The organism is Methylophilus luteus, assembly GCF_042676265.1.
GTDB classification, from domain to species: domain Bacteria; phylum Pseudomonadota; class Gammaproteobacteria; order Burkholderiales; family Methylophilaceae; genus Methylophilus; species Methylophilus luteus.
On the sequence record NZ_JBHTKB010000001.1, the window covers coordinates 632792 to 654002 of the forward strand.

The 21211-nt window shown below is 55.4% G+C and carries 16 protein-coding genes; all 16 read left to right on the plus strand.

What is annotated here, in order from left to right; translation table 11 throughout:
* The first annotated feature begins 119 nt into the window (after nucleotides 1-119).
* Complete coding sequence (locus ACFQ1Z_RS02790; protein ID WP_379055425.1) at nucleotides 120-1445, plus strand: LLM class flavin-dependent oxidoreductase; 1326 nt, start codon at nucleotides 120-122, stop codon at nucleotides 1443-1445.
* The gene (locus ACFQ1Z_RS02795) at nucleotides 1442-2146 is read left to right on the plus strand and encodes an HAD family hydrolase (protein WP_379055427.1); all 705 of its coding nucleotides are present in this window, start codon (nucleotides 1442-1444) and stop codon (nucleotides 2144-2146) included. The genes ACFQ1Z_RS02790 and ACFQ1Z_RS02795 overlap by 4 nt, the downstream gene beginning before the upstream one ends.
* A gap of 104 nt (nucleotides 2147-2250) precedes the next feature.
* Nucleotides 2251-2790, plus strand: coding sequence for a cytochrome b (locus ACFQ1Z_RS02800; RefSeq protein WP_379055429.1), 540 nt, complete (start codon nucleotides 2251-2253; stop codon nucleotides 2788-2790).
* Between the two features lie 1271 nt (nucleotides 2791-4061).
* Nucleotides 4062-5123, plus strand: coding sequence for a microcin C ABC transporter permease YejB (locus ACFQ1Z_RS02805; RefSeq protein ID WP_379055431.1), 1062 nt, complete (start codon nucleotides 4062-4064; stop codon nucleotides 5121-5123).
* 2 nt (nucleotides 5124-5125) lie between these two features.
* On the plus strand, nucleotides 5126-6187 hold the full coding sequence (locus ACFQ1Z_RS02810) for an ABC transporter permease (RefSeq protein ID WP_379055433.1): 1062 nt from the start codon (nucleotides 5126-5128) through the stop codon (nucleotides 6185-6187).
* On the plus strand, nucleotides 6187-7788 hold the full coding sequence (locus tag ACFQ1Z_RS02815) for an ABC transporter ATP-binding protein (RefSeq protein ID WP_379055435.1): 1602 nt from the start codon (nucleotides 6187-6189) through the stop codon (nucleotides 7786-7788). The genes ACFQ1Z_RS02810 and ACFQ1Z_RS02815 overlap by 1 nt, the downstream gene beginning before the upstream one ends.
* Before the next feature lie 9 nt (nucleotides 7789-7797).
* Entirely contained in the window at nucleotides 7798-9684 is a 1887-nt protein-coding gene (locus ACFQ1Z_RS02820; RefSeq protein ID WP_379055437.1) for an extracellular solute-binding protein, read from the plus strand.
* Between the two features lie 11 nt (nucleotides 9685-9695).
* Complete coding sequence (locus tag ACFQ1Z_RS02825; protein WP_379055439.1) at nucleotides 9696-11051, plus strand: efflux RND transporter periplasmic adaptor subunit; 1356 nt, start codon at nucleotides 9696-9698, stop codon at nucleotides 11049-11051.
* Nucleotides 11052-11064: 13 nt separating this feature from the next.
* Entirely contained in the window at nucleotides 11065-14175 is a 3111-nt protein-coding gene (locus ACFQ1Z_RS02830) for an efflux RND transporter permease subunit (protein WP_379055441.1), read from the plus strand.
* On the plus strand, nucleotides 14172-17276 hold the full coding sequence (locus ACFQ1Z_RS02835; RefSeq protein ID WP_379055443.1) for an efflux RND transporter permease subunit: 3105 nt from the start codon (nucleotides 14172-14174) through the stop codon (nucleotides 17274-17276). Before ACFQ1Z_RS02830 ends, ACFQ1Z_RS02835 begins: the two co-directional genes overlap by 4 nt.
* A gap of 1 nt (nucleotide 17277) precedes the next feature.
* Complete coding sequence (locus tag ACFQ1Z_RS02840) at nucleotides 17278-18777, plus strand: efflux transporter outer membrane subunit (RefSeq protein WP_379055445.1); 1500 nt, start codon at nucleotides 17278-17280, stop codon at nucleotides 18775-18777.
* A gap of 16 nt (nucleotides 18778-18793) precedes the next feature.
* Complete coding sequence (locus ACFQ1Z_RS02845) at nucleotides 18794-19396, plus strand: nitroreductase family protein (RefSeq protein ID WP_379055447.1); 603 nt, start codon at nucleotides 18794-18796, stop codon at nucleotides 19394-19396.
* Nucleotides 19396-19929, plus strand: a complete 534-nt coding sequence (locus tag ACFQ1Z_RS02850) for a bifunctional diaminohydroxyphosphoribosylaminopyrimidine deaminase/5-amino-6-(5-phosphoribosylamino)uracil reductase RibD (RefSeq protein ID WP_379055449.1) — start codon at nucleotides 19396-19398, stop codon at nucleotides 19927-19929. Before ACFQ1Z_RS02845 ends, ACFQ1Z_RS02850 begins: the two co-directional genes overlap by 1 nt.
* 4 nt (nucleotides 19930-19933) lie before the next feature.
* Complete coding sequence (locus ACFQ1Z_RS02855; protein WP_379055451.1) at nucleotides 19934-20410, plus strand: GNAT family N-acetyltransferase; 477 nt, start codon at nucleotides 19934-19936, stop codon at nucleotides 20408-20410.
* On the plus strand, nucleotides 20410-21075 hold the full coding sequence (locus ACFQ1Z_RS02860; protein ID WP_379055453.1) for an HAD family hydrolase: 666 nt from the start codon (nucleotides 20410-20412) through the stop codon (nucleotides 21073-21075). The genes ACFQ1Z_RS02855 and ACFQ1Z_RS02860 overlap by 1 nt, the downstream gene beginning before the upstream one ends.
* Nucleotides 21072-21197, plus strand: coding sequence for a hypothetical protein (locus ACFQ1Z_RS02865; protein WP_379055455.1), 126 nt, complete (start codon nucleotides 21072-21074; stop codon nucleotides 21195-21197). Before ACFQ1Z_RS02860 ends, ACFQ1Z_RS02865 begins: the two co-directional genes overlap by 4 nt.
* Nucleotides 21198-21211 lie beyond the last annotated feature (14 nt).

Genomic DNA, 21211 nt, shown 5'->3' on the forward strand with positions numbered 1-21211 from the left:
CAAGACAGTGAAACCCAACCTAACAACGCGTAACAAACAGTCACTAAACGATATTACTAAATCAAAATAACAAGCTGCCCCAAGCAGTAGTTTCATTTAAATTCAGATCAGGAACCCCCATGGCCAGTACTCCCCGCCAACTTATTTTAAACGTCTTCTTCCAGCGTTTCGGCCACCATCCCGCAGGCTGGCGTCACCCCAGCTCAAAAGATGATGGCCGGCCCAACCTGGCCTGGTGGCTGCGCGCTGCCAAACTGGCTGAAGATGCCAAGTTTCACACTTTTTTCCTGGCCGACTTTATCGGCCGCTCAGCGGCAGTGGATAAGCAGACCGGCCGCAGTGGCCTCAGTTACCAGTTTGAACCGTTGACCCTGCTTTCGGCGATTGCCACGCATACGCAACACATAGGCCTGGTCGGCACCGTCAATATCAATTTTTCTGACCCCTATAACATCGCGCGTGAATTCACCTCGCTGGACCATTTAAGCGGTGGCCGGGCTGGTTGGAATATCGTGTCTTCATTTAACGAAGCGACGGCCAAAAACTTTGGTATAGAAGCGGCGCGCGGGCATGACGAACGTTATGCCAGGGCCGCAGAATTCCTGGACCTGACCAAGGCCTTATGGGATAGTTGGGATGATGATGCGTTTGATACCCCTGACCAGCACACTGGCGTTTATTTTCAGCCCGAAAGCGCACACCCGGTGAACAAGCAGGGCGTTTATTACAAATCTGAAGGCCTGCTGGATTTCCCCAGGCCGATCCAGGGCTATCCGGTATTCGTACAGGCGGGCAACTCTGATACCGGTCGCGAATTTGCCGCCCAGCACGCAGAAATGACTTATTGCTCCGCCACCTCACTCAAAGTCGCGCAGGAATACTATGCCGATGTCAAAGGCCGCATGGCGAAATATGGCCGTGACCCCGATCAATTGAAGATCTCCCCCGGGCTGTCTGTAGTGGTCGGCGAGTCTGATCAAGAGGCGCAGGACAAATTTGGCGAACTGCAGTCGGCTGTCGATTTCAGCCATATTGAGTTCGGTGGCTATGATCTAAGCCAATACCCGCTGGATGAGCCGCTGCCTGATCTCCCTTACCAGCCTTCTGAAAACGGCAAAGGCCGCTTTTTGCAACAGCTCGAGCTGGCGCGCCGCGAGAACCTGACCATACGCCAATTAGTGCTTAAATTCCGCGTGGCACGCGGGCATCTGCAAGCCATAGGCTCAGTGAAAACCGTCGCCGACCTCATAGAAGAATGGTTTGTTGAAAAGGGGGCTGACGGTTTCAACGTCGTGCCGCCATTGCTGCCGCAGGGGTTTGAAGACTTTACCCGCCTGGTCGTGCCCGAATTGCAACGCCGGGGCATCTTCCGCAAGGAATATCAGCAGGGGACGTACAGAGACAATCTTGGACTGAATCGCCCCGCCAATCCAAATACACCATGACATCGACAACCAAACACAAGATAGCGTTCGTGATATTCGATTGCGACGGCGTGCTGGTAGACAGCGAGCCGATTGCAAACCGGGTATTTATGGAAGCACTGAATCGGGCAGGCGTAGCCATCACGCTCAGCGAATTGTTTGCGAATTATGTCGGGCTGTCACTAGAGCAAGGCCTGGCCCGCATCAACCAGAACTATGGTGTTTTGCTGGGAAATGATTTTTTAGTCGACTACAAAGTAGCACGTGATGCGGCATTGGCAGAGGAGATCAAGCCGATTGCAGGCGTAACGGATGTCATCAGCCAGTTAAGCCTGCCATATTGCGTCGCCTCGAACAGCGAAGCCAGCAAGGTAGAAAAAATGCTCAGTTTGACCGGGCTGCTTGCCTACTTTGAGGGACGCATCTTCAGTGCGGCTGACCTGGGCAAACCCAAGCCTGCGCCAGATGTTTATTTGAAGATTGCCGCGCAGTTTGGGGTAAACCCGGCGGCTTGCCTGGTGATCGAAGATACGACAACTGGCGTGAGGGCAGGGGTTGCGGCTGGCATGAAGGTCATAGGCTATGCAGCCACCACCTCTGCACAGGCATTGACTGAAGCCGGCGCATTTCAGGTCTTTAAAACAATGCCCGAGATACAACAATCAATTATTCAGCTTTCAGCAGGTACGCAATCAATCAGTGAACGAGATGGCGTGCTGTAGACGCCGCGATTAAACAGCTGCATTCAGCAATGCCCGAGCAAACCAGTCACTCGCCCGCCTGGCTATTTATACGTGTTATTTCATATTTAATAAAGGATAAATGCATGTCGAATGCAAGCCCACAACGTTATAACAACACCGCCATCCTGCTGCACTGGGGCTTGGCGATCCTGATCATAGGCTTATTGGTCATAGGCTACTTTATGCCTGACCTGCCGAAGACGCCGTTGCGTAAACTGATCTACAACACGCACAAGTCGTTTGGCCTGATCGTGTTCGCGCTGGTACTGTTCCGTATCTACTGGCGGCTCAGTTCTGTTGTACCTGCACACGTACCTGGCTCGCCATTGCAGGTGAAGTTAGCCCATTATGCGCATATTTTCATTTACGCCCTGATACTGGTCGTGCCCGGGGTAGGGCTGCTGGCCAGCTCATTTAATCATGGTTTTAACCTGTTTGTGTTCCACTGGGAGCCATTGTTTCCTGTCGATAAAGAACTGGCGCATGCCATTATGGGCTGGCATGGGGTGACAGCCTATGTGCTGGCGGGATTGCTCGCTTTGCATGTGGCGGCATTTGCATGGCACCAGTTTGTGAAGAGAGATGGGTTGATACGCAGGATTTGGTTTGGGGTAGCGCAATAGGTTGTCACAGCTTAACCGGCTGTGTGTTGCTTAAATGCATAGTTGCTGATTGTGGGATCGCCTTTCACCACGCAGCGAGTGTCTTTTCTTTGCGTGCTCATACTTGTGGAGCACTCAGCGTGAGTGATGCACTATCTGTCTGTGAAGTTCTAATCGGTATTTCTTTGGATGGTTTAGTGCTTTGATTCAGCCTTTTATTTCGCCCCTCGGCGAGTTACTTTTCTTTGCTTGCCCAAAGAAAACGTAACCAAAAGAAAGGGCACCCTAGCATCCGCTTGTTTCCTGCGTTGCTCATCAAAATAAGCGGTCGCGAAACTCGCCCTAGCGGCCTGCACAGGACGCAGGCCACCGCGGAACTCAGACAGTCGCTCCCTTCCTCCTTATTTTGACTCCGCTACTCGGCGCGTCAGATAGGGGCCCAAAGTCAACACCACCACGATGGGCCATTAGTGAACCACCAAAAGCAGCGAGCCGCTTAGCAACCGTGTATTTGGTTTTGTTTTGTTACGCTGGTCGAGCGGGATACGATTTGAGAAAGACCCACCTCACTCACCGCGTAGTGTCTTTCCGGGTTCCCTATCTGACGCGCCGAGTAGCGCAGTCAGCGTGGGAGTATTCGGCCAGCGTCTGTTCGAGTTCCGCAACAAGCCACGGTTTGTGTGGCTTGTCAGGGCGAGTTTCGTTGGACGCCCACGCTGACGAGCAACGCAGGAAACAAGCGGATGCTAGGGTGCCCTTTCTTTTGGTGCCTTTTCTTTGGGCACGCAAAGAAAAGACACTCGCCTAGAGGCGAAATAAGATGCTAAATCAGATCACTAAACCAGATCACTAAACCATCCTAAGAAATACCTAATCACATCTTCCAGTATGCACATCACTCACTCTGCGCGAGTCCGCCAGTGGGCAAGCAAAGAAAAGGAGCTCGCCAAGTAGCGAAACGCAAGCCGGCGAAACACAATCTCTCTTATATTGCAGTCCCTGCGCCGTGAGCGCATCCCATCCGCCAGTGTCTGCTGAATGTTTTCTTAAATGTCCTTCCTGCAACAGCAATCAGTGTTCGCTGTTGTCCACGCATCACACACCCCACAAAGTTTATTTAAGTGAATGATTTAATTGTTTTTATAAGCTATTGATATTAAACGGTTAAATATTATTTACCTGAAAAAAATCCCACTTTGTCACAGTTGGTACGGAATCTGCAGTACTACGCCAGGCAGTCAACCCTGGTGTGGCGGCATGCCAGCACCTAACAACCTGAAAAATACAACAATATGTGGCATTACTTATTAAAGCGCCTGCTGATCATGATCCCCACCCTGGTTGGGGTGATGACCTTAACTTTCCTGGTGACGCAGTTTGTGCCTGGTGGCCCGGTAGACAGTGCGATCGCGCAACTGGATTCGCAGGATAGTCGCTCAGGCACGGATGGTTCCTCCGGCTCGGGTGGCTGGAGCTACAGCGGCAGGCAGGGCATAGACACGCAACAGGTGGAGCAGCTCACTGCCTTGTATGGTTTTGACAAGCCGGTGCTGGAGCGTTACTGGCAGATGATCACGCAATATGCGCAGTTCGATCTGGGTGATAGCTATTTCCGTAACCAGAGCGTGCTGGAGCTGATCAAGGACAAACTCGGTGTTTCTATCGCGCTGGGTTTCTGGACTTTTACCCTGACTTATCTGATCGCCGTGCCGCTGGGTGTGGCCAAGGCGGTGCGGGCAGGCACCAGTTTCGATTTTTTCACCAGCCTGGTGGTGTTGGTTGGTTATGCGATCCCCGGTTTTGTGCTGGGGGTGTTGCTGATCGTGCTGTTTGGCGGTGGCTCGTTCTGGGATGTGTTCCCGCTGCGTGGGCTGACTTCGGATAACTGGGCAGAGTTGAGCACCTTGGGCAAGATCACTGATTACTTATGGCATATCACCTTGCCGGTGACTGCTTCGGTGGTGAGTACTTTCGCCTTTAAAACCCTGCTTACCAAGAATACTTTTCTGGAAGAGATACGCCGCCAATATGTGCTCACCGCACGCGCCAAAGGCTTATCCGAACGGCAAGTGCTGTGGAAGCATGTGTTCAGAAATGCCTTGCTGCCGCTGATCACCGGCTTTCCGGCCACATTTATTACGGCGTTCTTTACCGGCAGCCTGCTGATCGAGACCTTGTTCTCGCTGGATGGCCTGGGCCTGCTTTCTTACGAGTCTATCAACAGCCGTGATTACCCGGTGGTGCTGGGCACGCTGTACCTGTTTACCCTGATCGGTTTGCTGATCAAGTTGCTGGGCGATTTTGCCTATGTGCTGGTCGATCCCCGAATCAAGTTTGATGCTCAGGAGTCATAAAAGTGAGTCAAGTCATTCCCCATCTTTCTCCTGCCCGCCGCAACTGGCAGCGCTTCAAGCGTAACCGCCTGGGTTACTGGAGCCTGGTCGTGTTCGTGCTGCTGTACCTGATCAGCCTGGCGGGGGAGGTGATCTCCAACGACAAGCCATTGATAGTGCGCTATGAGCAGCAATGGTATTTCCCGTTGTTCAGTGATTACCCGGAGTCGGTATTTGGCGGCAATCTGCCTATCAAGGCCGATTACCATGACCCTTTCATCAAGGCGCAGCTGGCTAAATCCGGCAATTTTGCCTTATATCCGCCTAACCCTTATTACTACGATACGCTGAATTATTTCTCCAAGGCTGAGCATTACCCGGGCCGGCCAGACGATGAGAATGTGCTGGGCACCGATATCGCCGGTTATGACATCCTGGCGCGCCTGATCTATGGTTTCAGGGTGTCGGTGACGTTTGCACTGGGGCTGACTGTGGTGGGTGTGGTGCTGGGCATATTCTTTGGCGCTATCCAGGGCTATTTTGCCGGTAAGGTCGACCTCATCACCCAACGGCTGATCGATATCTGGGGCTCCATGCCCGAGCTTTACCTGCTGATCATATTCGCATCTATCTTTGATCACAGCTTGTTGCTGTTATTCGGCCTGCTGGCGCTGTTTGGCTGGATCACCTTGTCTGACTATGTGCGTGCTGAATTCTTGCGTAACCGCCAGCTGGAATATGTGAAATCGGCCCGGGCGCTGGGTTTGTCCAATTTTCAGATCATCTGGCGGCACATCCTGCCTAACAGCCTGACGCCGGTGATCACCTTTTTACCTTTCCGCATGAGTGCCGCCATCATGGCACTCGCCAGCCTGGACTTTCTCGGCCTGGGTGTGACCGCACCGGCACCCAGCCTGGGCCAACTGCTATTGCAGGGCAAGGAGAACCTGGATGCATGGTGGATAGCTGTTTCAGCTTTCAGCGTGCTGGTGTTGACCTTGCTGCTGCTGACTTTCACCGGCGAGGCGCTACGCAATGCGCTGGATACCAGGATCTCTGATGCCAGACAAGGCGGAGCACTGTAATGACGCAGCCATTATTATCCATAGAAAATTTCTCGGCCAGCTTTGAAGCTAAAACGGTGGTCGACCAGCTCAATCTGAGCATCAACAGCGGCGAACGGCTGGCACTGGTGGGCGAATCCGGCTCAGGCAAAACGGTGACTGCCTTATCTATTCTAAAACTGGTAGAAGCGGCCAAACTGAGTGGCAAGATCCTGTTTCAGGGGCAAGACCTGCTGCAAAAATCGGCGCAGGAGATACAGCGCGTGCGCGGTGCCGATATCGCCATGATATTCCAGGAGCCGATGACGGCACTGAACCCGCTGTTCACCATAGGCGAGCAGATCATAGAGACCCTGGTGGCACACCAGGCATTATCACGCACGGCTGCGCGTGAAAAAACGCTGGAACTGCTGACCCGCACCGGCATACGCCAGCCGGAAAAGAATATCAATAGCTATCCGCACCAGTTGTCTGGGGGCCAGCGCCAGCGCGCCATGATCGCCATGGCCCTGTCATGCAAGCCCAAACTGCTGATCGCCGATGAGCCAACCACGGCGCTGGACCTGACCATACGCGCGCGTATCGTCAAATTGCTGATCGATATCCAGGAAGAAGAAGTGCGCAAAGAAGGCGCGCAGGGCATGGCTATCCTGCTGATCACGCATGACCTCAACCTGGTGCGCAAGTTTGCCCACCGCGTGGCGGTGATGGAGCGCGGCAAACTGGTAGAAACCGCCGATACGCAGACCCTGTTTGAACAACCGCAACACCCTTACACCATCAAACTGATCAACAGTATCCCGGTGCGTAATGTGTTGCCGGTGGCCAGCGATGCCAGGACCCTGCTCGAAGCCAAGCAGCTGCGCGTCGAATACCCGCTGCCAAGAAAAGGCTGGCGCGGATTATTCGAATCGCACGCATTCACCGCGCTGCATGGTGCGGATGTCGTGCTGCGTGAAGGCGAGACCGTAGGCATAGTCGGTGAATCCGGTTCCGGTAAATCAACGCTGGCGCAAGCGGTGCTCAACCTGATCAAGGTCAAGTCTGGCGCAATAGAAGTAGAAGGCGCGCCGGTTTACAGCCTGAGCAAGCGGCTGCAACGCGAGCTGCGGGCCAGGCTGCAAGTGGTGTTCCAGGACCCGTTCGGTTCGCTTTCACCACGGCAGACCGTGCGCCAGATCGTCGGTGAGGGGCTGGCGCTGCATTTTCCTGACCTGACTGAAGAACAGCGTTACCAGCGCATTGTGCAGATACTGTCTGAAGTGGGCTTAAGCGCCAATGTGCTGGATTCTTACCCGCATGAGTTTTCCGGCGGCCAACGCCAGCGCATCGCCATCGCACGCGCCTTTGTGCTGTCACCCAAGGTGGTGATCCTGGATGAGCCCACCTCGGCGCTGGACGTGTCTATCCAGAAACAGGTGCTGGAATTACTGGTGTCGCTGCAGAAGAAATTCGGCCTCAGTTATTTGCTGATCAGCCATGACCTCACCGTGATTCAGGCACTGGCACATAGAGTCTATGTGCTTAAAGACGGCGAGATCATAGAGTCCGGCGATACCGAACAAGTGATACAGCAACCCAACCATCCTTATACCCAAGCCCTGGTACAAGCTTCTCTCTAGTGAACCCACATGACTGATCGTTATAAAAATAAACCTGACCTGACCCGACCTGCTTACCCATGGTTGCTGTTGCTCGTTTTGTCCTTTGTTTCCGGCATATTATGGCCAGGTCAGAGTGCGCTGGCGGCGCATGCGGTGGCCCAGTTCGGCGAGCCTAAATACCCGGCCGATTTCAGCCATTTCGACTATGTGAACCCGGCCGCGCCCAAGGGCGGCCAGATCAGGTTTGCCATTATCAGCCAGAACAGCGGCTTTGATAAATTCAACCCTTTCAGCCTCAAGGGCAAACCGGCACCGGGCCTGATAGAGCAGATGTTTGAAACGCTGACCGTGTATAGCCTGGATGAGATCAACACCCAGTACGGCTTGCTGGCGGATGATATCAAACTGGCACCTGATTTCAGTGCGGTGACGTTTCATATCAACCCTGCGGCCAGGTTCTCCAATGGCGACCCGGTCACCGCTAAAGAGGTGAAATACTCATTTGATACGCTGACCAACAAAGACGGCAATCCGCGCTTTAAAGCCTATTTTTCCGAGATCAAATCGCTGACGGTCATCGATGCGCAAACCGTGCATTTTGAATTCAAGCGCAAAGGCCGTGACCTGTCGTTTGTAGCCGGCAGCCTGCCGGTGTTTTCGCCCAAGTGGGGCTTAAAGGCAGATGGCACCCATGTGCCGTTCAACAAGATAGGCCTGGAAGTGCCGGTGACTTCCGGCCCTTATGTGATAGACCGTGCGGTCAGCGGCCAGGCAGTCACTTACCGCAGAAACCCGCAGTACTGGGGTGCACAGATCCCTTCGCGCGTAGGCAGTTACAACTTTGAACGCGTGGTTTACCGCATATATAAAGATACCGACACCATGGTGGCGGCCTTGCGTGCCGGCGATTTCGATTTTCTCAGTGAAAACAAGATGCGCTACTGGTGCTGCCAGTATATAGGCAAGCGTTTTGACGAAGGCGAGCTGGTCAAAGAGCTGGTGCCGCACCAGAACCCGGTCGCCATGAACGGCTGGATAGTCAACCTGCGCCGCGATAAGTTCAAAGACCCGCGTGTGCGCCTGGCGCTCAACTACGCCATGGACTTTGAGTTTATGAACCAGAAGATCTTTGATAGCGAGTTCACCCGCGTCAACAGCTATTTTGCCTATAGCCCGCTGGCGGCCAAGGGCCTGCCCAGTCCCGAAGAGCTGGAAATACTGGAACCCTACCGCGATCAATTACCGCCTGAAGTGTTCGGCCCCATGTTTGAACAACCGAATACCAAACCACCCGGCAGCATACGCAACAGCCTGACCAAGGCGCTGGAGCTATTTGCCCAGGCTGGCTGGCACAACCGCGATGGCGTGTTACGCAACGCCAAGGGCGAACCTTTTGTGATAGAGGTGACCACGGCACGCGGCCAGAACCCGTACATGGACCCTATCTACCTGAATATGAGCAAGCTGGGCATAAAGGTGGTCAAGCGCGTTTCAGACGCGGCGACGGCGCGTAGCCAGTTGAAGACCTTTGATTACGACTACACCACCATCGCCCTGCGCGAAGGCCGCATGCCGGGTGCTGAGCTGTGGCGCAGCTTTAACAGCAAGGACGCCGATAAACCTGGTTCCGAGAATTTCATAGGCACCAAGTCGCCGGTGATAGATGCGCTGATCCAGAAGTTATTGAATGCCGACAGCCAGCAAGAACTGGAACTGGCCGCCCATGCGCTGGACCGGGTATTGGTACACGGCCATTATGTGACGCCCTGGCGCTACCTGACCAAACATTACCTGATCTATCACCACAGGCTGCAGCGGCCGCAGGTGCTGCCCAAATATTACGGCGCACAGGAATGGGCGCTGACCTACTGGTGGGACAGCCAGGCTGACAAAAAAAACTCTAAAACTAATTAAGTGTGATGCAGATGCAATTGCAGAAAAAAATATTAATCGTGCTGGCAGGGGTGGTGTTATTTGCCGGGGTAGGCAAAGGCTGGAGCGAGTTGCGTAGTGATACGCAAAAGGGTGAGGCTGCGTCAGCAGAGGGCGACTATAAACATGCCGCAGATAAAAACCATGACGACAAAGGCCCAGGCGACAATAGTCCTGGCGATAAAGGACAGAGCGATAAAGGACAGAGCGATAAAGGACAGAGCGATAAAGGACAGAGCGATAAAGGCCCTGGCAAAAAAGGCGGCAAACCTTTATTCGTGGCGGTGGAGCAGGTCAGACCAGGCACTATCCATGTGTATCACCAGGCACTGGGCACGGTGACTTCTTTCGCCACCGTGGCGGTAAAAAGCCGGGTCAACGGCCAGCTCACTGCCATCAATTTCAGGGAAGGGCAGCTGGTCAAGGCCGGTGATGTGCTGGCCAGGATAGACGCCAGGCCGTTTGAAGCGCAGTTGTCGCAGATCCAGGGCCAGCATATCAAAGACAAGGCCTTGCTGGCGAATGCGGTCGCTGACCTGGACCGTTACCAGACCCTGCTGAAACAGGATTCTATCGCCGGCCAGCAGGTCGATGCCCAGGCTTCACTGGTGCAGCAATATAAAGGCACGGTGCTCTCAGACAGCGGCGCGGTGGAAAATGCACAACTGCAGGTGGCCTATACCAGGATAGTTGCGCCGGTGAGCGGCAGGATAGGCCTCAGGCAAATAGACGCCGGCAACAATATCACCACGGCAGATACGGTGGCGGTGATCAACCAGATATCACCTATCGCGGTGACCTTCACCTTGCCGGAGAACATGGCGCAGGAGATCAGCCGCCTGCTGGACCAGCGTGCTGCGCATGGCCTGCCGGTGCAGGCACTGGATAAAGGCAATACCCGACTACTGGCAGAAGGCAAACTGCTGACGCTGGATAACCAGATAGACCCGGCCACAGGCACCATCAAACTGAAAGCGCAGTTCGCTAACGCTGATAGCGCCTTGTTTCCTAACCAGTTCGTCAATATCAAGATATTGATGAATACGCTGCAACAGGTGAATGTATTGCCGCAAGTGGCGATACAGCATGGCAGCCAGGGGCATTTTGTCTACCTGGTCGATGCGCAGGACAAACTGCATATACAGCCAGTCACCACCGGCCCTGCCGATGGCGATAGTGTGGCGGTGCTGAAAGGCGTGAATGCCGGTGACCGCGTGGTGGTCAGCGGCCTGGATAAATTGCGCGATGGTGCCAAGGTGGTCATTGCCGGTGCTGGTAAAGATAAAGGTGCCGGCAAGGATAAAGCCAAGCACTCCAAAAGCGGTGAATCCAGAGCGCGTCAATCGTAAGCCGGGATAAACCATGAATCCCTCACGCATATTCATAGAGCGTCCGGTAGCGACCCTGCTGTTGATGCTCGCCATTCTGCTGTCCGGGCTGATGGCCTACAGGTTGCTGCCGCAATCGGCGTTGCCGCAGGTCGATTACCCGACCATACAGGTAGTCACCCTGTATCCTGGCGCCAGTCCGGATGTGATGGCGACGGCAGTCACCGCGCCGCTGGAACGCCAGTTCGGCTCCATGACCGGCCTTAGCCAGATGTTTTCTTCTAGCTCGGCTGGCGCTTCGGTGATCACCTTGCAGTTCGCCCTGCACCTGAGCCTGGATGAGGCCGAGCAGTATGTGCAGGCCTCTATCAATGCCGCCGACAACTACCTGCCTGCCGACCTGCCGGCGCCGCCGGTGTTCAATAAAGTCAACCCGGCCGATGCTGCGGTGCTGACCCTGGCGGTCAGTGATGAGACGCTGGCCTTGCCGGAGCTGCAGGACCTGGTGGAGACCCGTTTGGTACAAAAGATCTCGCAGGTCGGCGGGGTAGGGTTGGTCAGTGTCAGTGGTGGCAACCGCCCGGCAGTGCGTGTGCGCGCCTATCCGCAGGCACTGGCTGCCTATGGCATCAGCTTTGAAGCCTTGCGCCTGGCTATTGCCGCCTCTAACTCCAACCAGGCCAAAGGCAATATCGATGGCAGTTTGCTGTCTATCGCGCTGGATGCCAATAGCCAGCTGAAAAAGGCCAGCGAATACCGTACGCAGATCATCGCCATGCGCAATGGCACGCCGGTACGCCTGAGTGACGTGGCTGAGGTGACTGACGATGTCGAGAACTCTTATCTGGGTGCCTGGGTCAATCAGCGGCCGGTGATACTGCTCAGCATACAGCGCCAGCCTGGGGCCAATGTCATTGATGTGGTCGACAGGGTGCAGGCGCTGCTGCCGGATCTGCAGGCCAGTATCGCATCTGATATCAAGATAGAGGTGATTTCAGACCGCACTACCAGTATCCGTAGCGCTATCCATGATGTGCAGTTCGAGCTCATGCTGGCGATAGGGCTGGTGATCATGGTGATCTTCCTGTTCCTGCGTACGCTGTCCGGCACGCTGATCCCCAGCCTGGCCGTGCCTTTGTCACTGCTGGGTACGTTCACGGTGATGTATTTTGCCGGGTTCAGCGTCAATAATCTAACCCTGATGGCGCTGACCATCGCCACCGGCTTTGTGGTGGATGATGCCATCGTCATGATAGAAAATATCTCGCGCCATATCGAAGAGGGCGCCAGCCCCATGCAGGCAGCGCTGGTCGGCTCACGTGAGATAGGCTTTACCATTATCTCGCTGACGTTTTCGCTGATCGCGGTCCTGATCCCGCTGCTGTTCATGCAGGACGTGGTCGGGCGGCTGTTCAGGGAATTCGCCAGTACGCTCGCGATCGCTATCCTGATCTCGGGCATAGTGTCACTGACGCTGACGCCTATGCTGAGCGCCCGTCTGTTAAAACCGCTGCAGCCCGGTCGCAACCAAGGCTGGCAATTTGCTATAGAACAGCGTTTTAACGCGCTGACCGATGCCTATGGCCGTTCACTGCGCTGGGTGCTGGCTCACCAGCCGCTGGCGCTGGCGGCTACATTGGTCACGGTGCTGCTGACTTTCCTCCTGGTGTGGACTATCCCGAAAGGATTTTTCCCGGCACAGGATAACGGGCTGATACAGGCGGTGATAGAAGCGCCACAAAGCTGGTCGTTCCGCCAGGTGTCTGAAAAACACCATGCCATGGTAGCCAGCATCATGCAGGACCCGGATGTGGCGAATGTTTCTTCGGTGGTGGGTGTGGATGGCGTCAACAAGACGCTGAATGAGAGCCGCCTGCTGATCGCACTCAAGCCGATAGCGCAACGCAAGGCGCGCGTGCCGCAGATCATAGCGCGCTTGCAGCAACAGGTGCCTGATGACCAGGGCTTCACTATCAGCATGCAGCCGGTGCAAGACCTGACGGTAGAGACCCGCACCGGCCCCACCAGCTACCAGCTGACCGCAGTGAGCCTGGATGCGGATATCCTGCAGCAGACTATCCCCAGGCTGGTAGAGGCACTGGAGAAATCACCGGCACTCAGTGATGTCTCCAGCAGTGATAAGAGCGCCGGCCTCAAAGCCTATGTAGAAGTGGACAGGGATGCCGCCAGCAGGCTAGGCATCAGCATGGCGGCCATAGATGACGTGCTCTACAGCGCTTTTGGCCAGCGTTTTATTTCCACTATCTTCACTCAGACCAACCAGTACCGGGTGGTGCTTGAAGCCAGCAGTGATGCGGATGGCGGCGTGCACGCACTGCAACAATTATATGTGACCAATGCCGCTGGTGAAGCTATCCCGCTGTCTGTGATCGCCAGTCTCAGCGAGCGTACTGGCAGCCTGGTGGTGCACCGGCAAGACCAGTTTCCGGCGGCTGTGGTTTACTTTAACGTTGCCAATGGTGTTTCGCTGGGCGAGGCGGTGACGGCGATCGAATCAGCCACCACCCGGCTGGGGTTGCCATCCAGCGTGCAGATCGGTTTTCAGGGCGCGGCACTGGCTTTCAGGGCGGCGCTGGATAACGAATTGCTGCTGGTGATCGCCGCCATCATCACCATGTATATCGTGCTGGGCGTGCTGTATGAGAGTTATGTGCACCCGCTGACCATACTTTCCACCTTGCCATCTGCCAGCGTGGGCGCTTTGCTGGCGCTGTTTATCAGTGGCCATGCGCTGACTATCATTGCCATTATCGGCATCGTGCTGCTGATAGGCATAGTGCAGAAGAACGCCATCATGATGATAGATTTTGCGCTGGACGCCGAGCGCCAGCATCAAAGCCAGGCGCCCCAGGCGATCTACCAGGCGGCGCTGTTACGCTTCAGGCCTATCCTGATGACCACTTTTGCCGCCTTGCTGAGTGCCTTGCCGCTGATGTTCAGCCATGGCACCGGCTCTGAGTTACGCCAGCCGCTGGGCATAGTCATGGTCGGTGGTTTGCTGTTCAGCCAGGTGCTGACGCTGTATACCACGCCGGTGATCTACCTGAGCTTTGACCGCCTGGCACGCCGCTTTAAACGCGGGCAGCCGGCGCCTGCCGTAGCTACGCAGCTGGAAAAATCATGAGTATGCTCACTGTATTTATCCGCCGCCCGGTGGCCACCTCGTTGCTGACACTGGCGATCGCCTTGCCCGGTGTGCTGGCGTTCAATGCCTTGCCTCGCGCCGCCTTGCCGCAGGTCGATTACCCGACCATCAACGTCTCCGCCAACTTGCCCGGGGCCAGCCCGGAGACCATGGCCGCTACTGTGGCCACGCCGCTGGAACGCGCTTTTGGCCGCATCGCCGGCATAGAGGAAATGACCTCGACCAACACTCAGGGTGCTACGCGTATCAATCTGCAATTCGAGCTGGACCGCAATATCGATGGTGCTGCCAGAGATGTGCAGGCTGCGATCAATGCCGCCCGTGCCTTGTTGCCGCGCAATATCCCCTCCAACCCCAGCTACCGGCGTATCAATGCCTCTGCGGCGCCTATACTGGCGATCTCGCTGACTTCGCCTACGCATACCAAAGAGCAGCTGTATGACTATGCCTTTTCTATCCTTGGCCAGAAGATCTCCCAGGTCAAAGGTGTAGGGCAGGTCAGCATCAATGGCAGCGCCTTGCGCTCGGTGCGGGTAGAGGTGAACCCTAATGCCCTGAACCAGTATGGTGTCAGCCTGGAACAGCTGCGCACGGCCATCGCCGCCGCCAACCAGAACCGGCCCAAAGGCCAGATCCAGTCAGCTACGCGTGCCTGGCAGATCGAAGTCAACGACCAAGCCAAACGGGCGGTGGATTACCAGCAGCTGATCGTCGCCTATCGCGGCCAGTCGCCTATCCGGTTATCCGATGTGGCGACGGTGCGAGATTCAGTGCAGGAACTGCGCAATGCAGGCTCCGCCAACGGCAAATCTACCGTCATGCTGGTGGTGCTCAGCCAGCCGGGAGCGAATGTGATTGAAACGGTGGATGCCATACACGGCATGCTGCCCAAACTGAAAACGCTGATCCCCAGTGCGATAGACCTGGATGTGATCATAGATAGAAGTACCACGGTGAGGAAATCTATCACCGAGGTGCAGCACACGCTGTATATCTCCATCGCCCTGGTGATACTGGTGACTTTTGTTTTTTTGCGTAATGCGCGCGCGACCCTGATCCCGACCATCGCCATCCCGGTGTCATTGCTGGGTACGCTGGCAGTGATCTACCTGCTGGGTTACAGCCTGAACAACCTTTCGCTGATGGCGCTGATCATTTCTGCCAGCTTTGTGGTGGATGACGCCATCGTGGTGGTGGAAAACACCATACAGCATCTGGAAAAAGGCGAAGCTCCGGTGGATGCCGCTATCCGCGGCATGCGTGAAGTCGGTTTTACCGTGCTGGCGATGAGCCTGTCACTGGTGGCGGTGTTTGTGCCCTTGCTGTTTATGGATGGCATATTAGGCCGCCTGTTCAGGGAGTTCGCCGTGACTTTGTCAGTTGCGGTGCTGATCTCGCTGGCGGTGTCACTCACCACCACGCCTATGCTTTGCGCCAGGTTTCTCAAAGCACATCCGGCGAAAAACAGTGATGCCAGGCCGGGCTGGTTTGCCCGCCTGGCTGACCTGCCTTTTAAAGTCTACAGGCGCAGCCTGGGTTGGACGCTGCGCCATGGCTGGCTGATGCTGATACTGCTGCTGGGCGTGATAGCGTTTAATGTGCATTTGTACCGCATCATCCCAAAAGGTTTTTTCCCGCAACAGGATACCGGCCGCTTGCAAGGTTCTTTTCAGGGTGACCAGAGCCTGTCGTTTGCCGAGATACGCAAGCGCATAGATAAACTGATGACTATCGTCAGCCAGGACCCGGATATCAAGACCTATTATGAGTACACCGGCGGCGCTGGCGGTGGGCAGACCAATACTGGCACCATGTTTGCCAGCCTGCGGCCCGCAGATGAACGTGAGGCCACCGCTGCCGATGTGGTCGCCAGGTTGCGGCCAAAATTAATGAAAGTGCCTGGTGTGTCGCTGATGGTGATGTCGCAACAGGAGCTCAGCATAGGGGCCAGGCAGGGCGGGGCGCAGTTTCAGTACACTTTGCTGGCGGATGATATCGCCACGCTGGAAAAGATCACCCCCAAATTGCGCGGGGCCATGAATCGCCTGCCTGAGCTGACCGATGTCAACACCGATTTCCAGACCCAGGGCTTGCAGCTGCAGCTGCAAGTCGACCGCCATGCGGCTGCGCAATTGGGTATCACCGCCGCGCAGCTGGATGCTACCTTGAATAATGCCTTCAGCCAGCGCCTGATCTCGACCATTTACGAACCGCTCAACCAGTATTACGTGGTGCTGACACTGGCGCCGGAATTCACCAAAGGGCCGCAGGCGCTGGATCAGATATATCTTAACGGGCTCAACAATAGCCGCGTGCCATTATCTGCCATCAGCCGCTGGCAGCTGAAAAGCGCGCCGCTGGCGGTCAATCAACAGGGGCAGTTCGTGGCCGCCACACTCTCGTTCAATGTGGCAGAAGGTTATGCACTGGAGCAGGCCACCGCCGCCATCGAGCAGGCTTTCCAGCGCATAGGCGCACCTGATCATGTCTATGGCACTTTCTCCGGCGCGGCCAAAATGTTCAAGGCTTCGCTGGATAGCCAGCCCTGGCTGATCCTGGCCGGATTGCTGACCGTGTATATCGTGCTCGGTATCTTGTATGAGAGCTTTATCCATCCGCTCACCATCCTTTCCACCTTGCCTTCGGCAGGCATAGGCGCTTTGCTGGCATTGATGGTGTGCGATAGCGAATTTTCCATCATCGCGCTGATAGGCGTCATCCTGCTCACCGGCATCGTCATGAAGAATGCCATCATGATGATAGATTGCGCCTTGCAACTGGAGCGCGAATCCGGCTTTTCGCCTTATGAGTCTATCCGGCAGGCCTGCCTGTTACGTTTCCGGCCTATCCTGATGACCACGCTGGCCGCCATGCTGGGCGCCTTGCCGTTGGCGCTGGGCTCGGGCGATGGTGCCGAGATACGCCAGCCGCTGGGCATCGCTGTGGTCGGCGGGCTGGTGTTCAGCCAGTTGCTGACGCTATATACCACGCCCACCGTCTATCTGGCGCTGGACCGCATGCGGCATTACTTTATCCGTCGTTTTAACCTCAACTCTTATTCGCATTTAAAACAGGCTTGATATGCATCATTCACTACAACGTCTCGCGTTGATCCCCTTGTTGCTGCTAGGTGCATGCTCGCTGTGGCCAGAATATGAAAAGCCTGCCGTCGCCATTCCGCAGGCGTTCAAGCAGGCCGATACAGTGAATGGCTGGAAAACCGGCCAGCCTGGCGATGAGCAACTACGCACGGCCTGGTGGGAGAGCTACCATGATGCGCAACTGAACAGCCTGGTCACGCAAGCCATCAACGCCAACCAGAACCTGGTGCTGGCTGAAGCCAATTTCCGCCGCGCGGCTGCTGCCTCGTCGGTCAACCGTTCGGCACTGTGGCCTACGGTGACTGCCAACGGCTCTGCCACACGCGCCAAACGCAGTACCAACGCGGTCAGGATAGGCGCTGACCCTATCATTGAAACCTATAACCTGAGCCTGAATGCCTCGTGGGAGCCGGATATCTGGGGCCGCATCCGCAAACAGATAGAATCCGGCGACGCCCTGTTGCAGGCCAGCAAAGCCGATATCGAGGTCAGCAGGCTATCGCTGATCGCCAGCCTGGCACAGGAATACTTTCAGTTAAGGGTGCTGGATACGCAACTGCTGTTGCTGGATGACACGCTTAAGGCGCTGGACCGTTCCAAACAGGTCACTCTCAACCGCTATCGTGCCGGGGTGGCGACTAAAACCGACGTCAACCAGGCCGACGCCCTGCACAAAAATACCCTGGTAGTCGCGGCTGAAACGCGGCTGCAACGTGCGCAAAGCGAGCATGCGATCGCCTTGCTGCTAGGCAAAGCCCCAGCCGAACTCAATATAGCCGCCAACCCTTTCAATATGCAGACGCAACTGACGCCGCCTGCCGTGCCAGTCAGCCTGCCTGCAGCCTTGCTGGAAAGGCGGCCGGATATTTCTGCCGCCGAGCGGCGGGTCGCTGCAGCCAACGCCGAGATAGGCATCGCCAAAACCGCCTACTTTCCCTCACTAAACCTGACCGCCGGGGCCGGCTACCAGAGTAACGCCTTCAGCAACCTGATCTCCACCCCCAGCCGCATCTGGTCTATAGGGCCACTGATCGCGCTCAATGTGTTTGATGGCGGCTTGCGCAAGGCGCAGACCGATGCCGCCATCGCCGGTTACGACGCCACGGTGGCCCAATACCGGCAAACCGTGCTGACTGCCTTTCAGGAGGTCGAAGATCAGCTGGCCGCCATCAGCCTGCTGTCCGAACAGGCCGGATACCAGCAGGCCGCGATCAAAGCCTCCAGTGATGCCTTGCAGGAATCTACCAACCGCTACAAAGCCGGCACGCTGGATTACCTCAACGTCATCACCTGGCAGACCAACACCCTCAATAACCAGCGCAACCTGATCGCCATCCACGGCAGGCAACTGCAAGCCAGCGTAGCACTGGTCAGGGCCATAGGCGGAGGCTGGAGTAATCAGCTCAATGCCGGCAGTGCGCTGAATAGTACCAGCCAGCCGGAAAACACCAGCGGGCAACATCCGCAAACCACTCATTAATCATCAGGAGAATGAAATGACACAAGCGACAAGCAGAAATGCACAACACACCATAGAACCGATTTTCATAGACCGCTGGTCACCACGCGCCTACACCGGCGAAGCCATAGATGACACCACCTTGCGCAGCCTGTTTGAAGCGGCAAGATGGGCACCTTCTGCCAACAACTCGCAACCGTGGCGCTTTATCTACGCCAAAAATGGCTCAGCACACTGGGATACCCTGTTTGCATTGCTCAATGAGAACAACCAGCGCTGGGTCAACCGTGCCGCAGTACTGATCGCACTGGTCTCCAAGAAAACCCATGTACGCCAGGGCGAAACAGCGCCATCCCCATTAAAGAACCATTCCCTGGATGCAGGCGCTGCCTGGGCCAGCCTGGCTTTCCAGGCCTATCAATCCGGCTGGCGCACGCGTGCCATAGGCGGCTTCAACCGCGACGCAGCCCCCGCAGCCCTTGGTGTGCCAGAAGGCTACCAAGTAGAGATACTGATCGCTGTTGGCAAACAGGCGGATAAATCAGTGCTGCCGGAAGACTTTCACGAACGCGAGCAACCCACACCGAGAAAAGCGATAGAGCAGTTTGTGGCAGAGGGTAGTTTCACGTTTTCCGAGTGATGCAAAAAGTGATTGAAACGGCTCAGGAAGTAAGCATGCGTTCAAATTCAAAGTTTGCCAGCATGCCTGCCCTGGCGAAAAACTTTATGCGCCTGGCGCAGCTTGAAGGCCGTAAAGCGTTGCCGAAATGCTTGCCCAACCCACCTGTAGGCTGTGTCTTGGTCAAGGATGGACAAGTCATTGCCAGCGGATATACGCAATCACCAGGGCAACACCATGCTGAGGCGATGGCTCTTTCACAAATAGAGGGCGATTTATCCGGCGTTGTTGCCTATGTCACGCTGGAGCCATGTTCATTTCATGGCAGAACGCCATCTTGTGCTAAAGCGCTGGTGGCCAGGGGGATCAGCCAGGTTGTGGTGTCTGCGCTTGATCCTGACCCGCGTAACGCTGGCGCTGGTGTTGAAATCCTTAAAGCAGCGGGGGTTGAGGTGACAGTGGGTATGCTAGAAAAAAGCGTATTGAAAGATATTGCTCCTTATTTAGCGTCGTCCCATGACCATCGCAAAGGCCGTCATGTTTTAGATAGCTGATCTCATGAATCTTAGAAACCTAACACAGCATGATTTGCCGGCACTATTGCGCTTGTACGAACATTTGCATGTTGTCGACACGCCTATGCCATCTGCCACTGAGGTTGAAGCGGTGTGGGCCGAGATACAGGCCAATGATCGCATCCGTTGTTTCGGTGTTTTTGTTGATGATGAGTTGGTTGCCAGCTGCACCATCGCCGTCATTCCCAACCTGACCAGAGGCTGCCGCCCATATGCGGTGGTTGAAAATGTGGTGACACATGCTGCACATCGCAAACATGGCTACGGCAATGCAATGCTGCAATCAGCGCTGAGTTATGCGTGGTCGGTGGGTTGTTACAAAGCCATGCTGCTCACCGGACGCAAGGATGAAGAAATATTGCGTTTTTATCAGTCTGCCGGGTTTGATCCCAACAGCAAGCAGGCATTTGTTGCAAAGCCTGATGATGCCGCAACTGCATTAGAAAAGCGATCCTTGTAATGCGCGCAGTGTTGTTTGACCTGGACGGGACGCTACATGATCGCGCCTCAGGACTTGCGGCATTCGCCAGGGATCAGTTCAGGCGTCTGGGCAGTGACCTTGATCAGTTGGATAAGTTTACAAGTCGTTTTCTGGAATTGGATGCCAGCGGCAAGGTATGGAAAACAGAAGTCTATGCCCAACTTAGCAAAGAATTCGAGTTTAAGCGGGAGCTTGGCGGAGATGACTTAGTTGATGAATTGGTTGATGACTACCTTAGGTTTTACCCAGGCTTCGCCGTGCCCATGGCGGATGCACTGCATGTGCTTGAAACATTAAAAGCGCGCCAGATTAAGGTGGGCATTTTGAGCAATGGCCGCAGTGATCTGCAGCGGGCTGTGATTACGGCGCTGGGGTTTGATAGGTTAGTGGCTGCGATTGTCATTTCGGAAGAGGTGGGGGTTCGTAAACCGCAACGCGCTATCTTCGATATAGCGCTTGAGCAACTGGCGGTTAACGCTGCAGAAACCATATTCGTCGGCGACGACCCGGTTGCAGATGTTGAAGGTGCCTTGCAGGCTGGCCTTTATCCGCTGGCATTTAATTGTTTGGCGGCTGCGGGTGTCATCAGGGTGAGTGCTTTAAAGCAAGTGTTAGAGGTGCAACTTATGAAAGGGGTTATATGAAGTTTAAATGCATAGAATTCTCGTGGCGTGCGGCCTTTATCGGCTTTTATCTCACTCCTGAGCGCGACCGGCTCTGGGTGGCTATCATCCCTTTCTTTCCGCTGTATTTTAAGAAAACCTGATGCAGAGAGGTCAA

Bases quoted from the DNA above. Each gene is read 5' to 3' on its own strand.
- ACFQ1Z_RS02800 (WP_379055429.1), top strand. From the start codon at position 2,251: ATGTCGAATGCAAGCCCACAACGTTATAACAACACCGCCATCCTGCTG.
- ACFQ1Z_RS02840 (WP_379055445.1), top strand. From the start codon at position 17,278: ATGCATCATTCACTACAACGTCTCGCGTTGATCCCCTTGTTGCTGCTA.
- ACFQ1Z_RS02850 (WP_379055449.1), top strand. From the start codon at position 19,396: ATGCAAAAAGTGATTGAAACGGCTCAGGAAGTAAGCATGCGTTCAAAT.
- ACFQ1Z_RS02790 (WP_379055425.1), top strand. From the start codon at position 120: ATGGCCAGTACTCCCCGCCAACTTATTTTAAACGTCTTCTTCCAGCGT.
- ACFQ1Z_RS02805 (WP_379055431.1), top strand. From the start codon at position 4,062: ATGTGGCATTACTTATTAAAGCGCCTGCTGATCATGATCCCCACCCTG.
- ACFQ1Z_RS02815 (WP_379055435.1), top strand. From the start codon at position 6,187: ATGACGCAGCCATTATTATCCATAGAAAATTTCTCGGCCAGCTTTGAA.
- ACFQ1Z_RS02860 (WP_379055453.1), top strand. From the start codon at position 20,410: ATGCGCGCAGTGTTGTTTGACCTGGACGGGACGCTACATGATCGCGCC.
- ACFQ1Z_RS02855 (WP_379055451.1), top strand. From the start codon at position 19,934: ATGAATCTTAGAAACCTAACACAGCATGATTTGCCGGCACTATTGCGC.
- ACFQ1Z_RS02835 (WP_379055443.1), top strand. From the start codon at position 14,172: ATGAGTATGCTCACTGTATTTATCCGCCGCCCGGTGGCCACCTCGTTG.
- ACFQ1Z_RS02865 (WP_379055455.1), top strand. From the start codon at position 21,072: ATGAAGTTTAAATGCATAGAATTCTCGTGGCGTGCGGCCTTTATCGGC.
- ACFQ1Z_RS02795 (WP_379055427.1), top strand. From the start codon at position 1,442: ATGACATCGACAACCAAACACAAGATAGCGTTCGTGATATTCGATTGC.
- ACFQ1Z_RS02845 (WP_379055447.1), top strand. From the start codon at position 18,794: ATGACACAAGCGACAAGCAGAAATGCACAACACACCATAGAACCGATT.
- ACFQ1Z_RS02825 (WP_379055439.1), top strand. From the start codon at position 9,696: ATGCAATTGCAGAAAAAAATATTAATCGTGCTGGCAGGGGTGGTGTTA.
- ACFQ1Z_RS02820 (WP_379055437.1), top strand. From the start codon at position 7,798: ATGACTGATCGTTATAAAAATAAACCTGACCTGACCCGACCTGCTTAC.
- ACFQ1Z_RS02830 (WP_379055441.1), top strand. From the start codon at position 11,065: ATGAATCCCTCACGCATATTCATAGAGCGTCCGGTAGCGACCCTGCTG.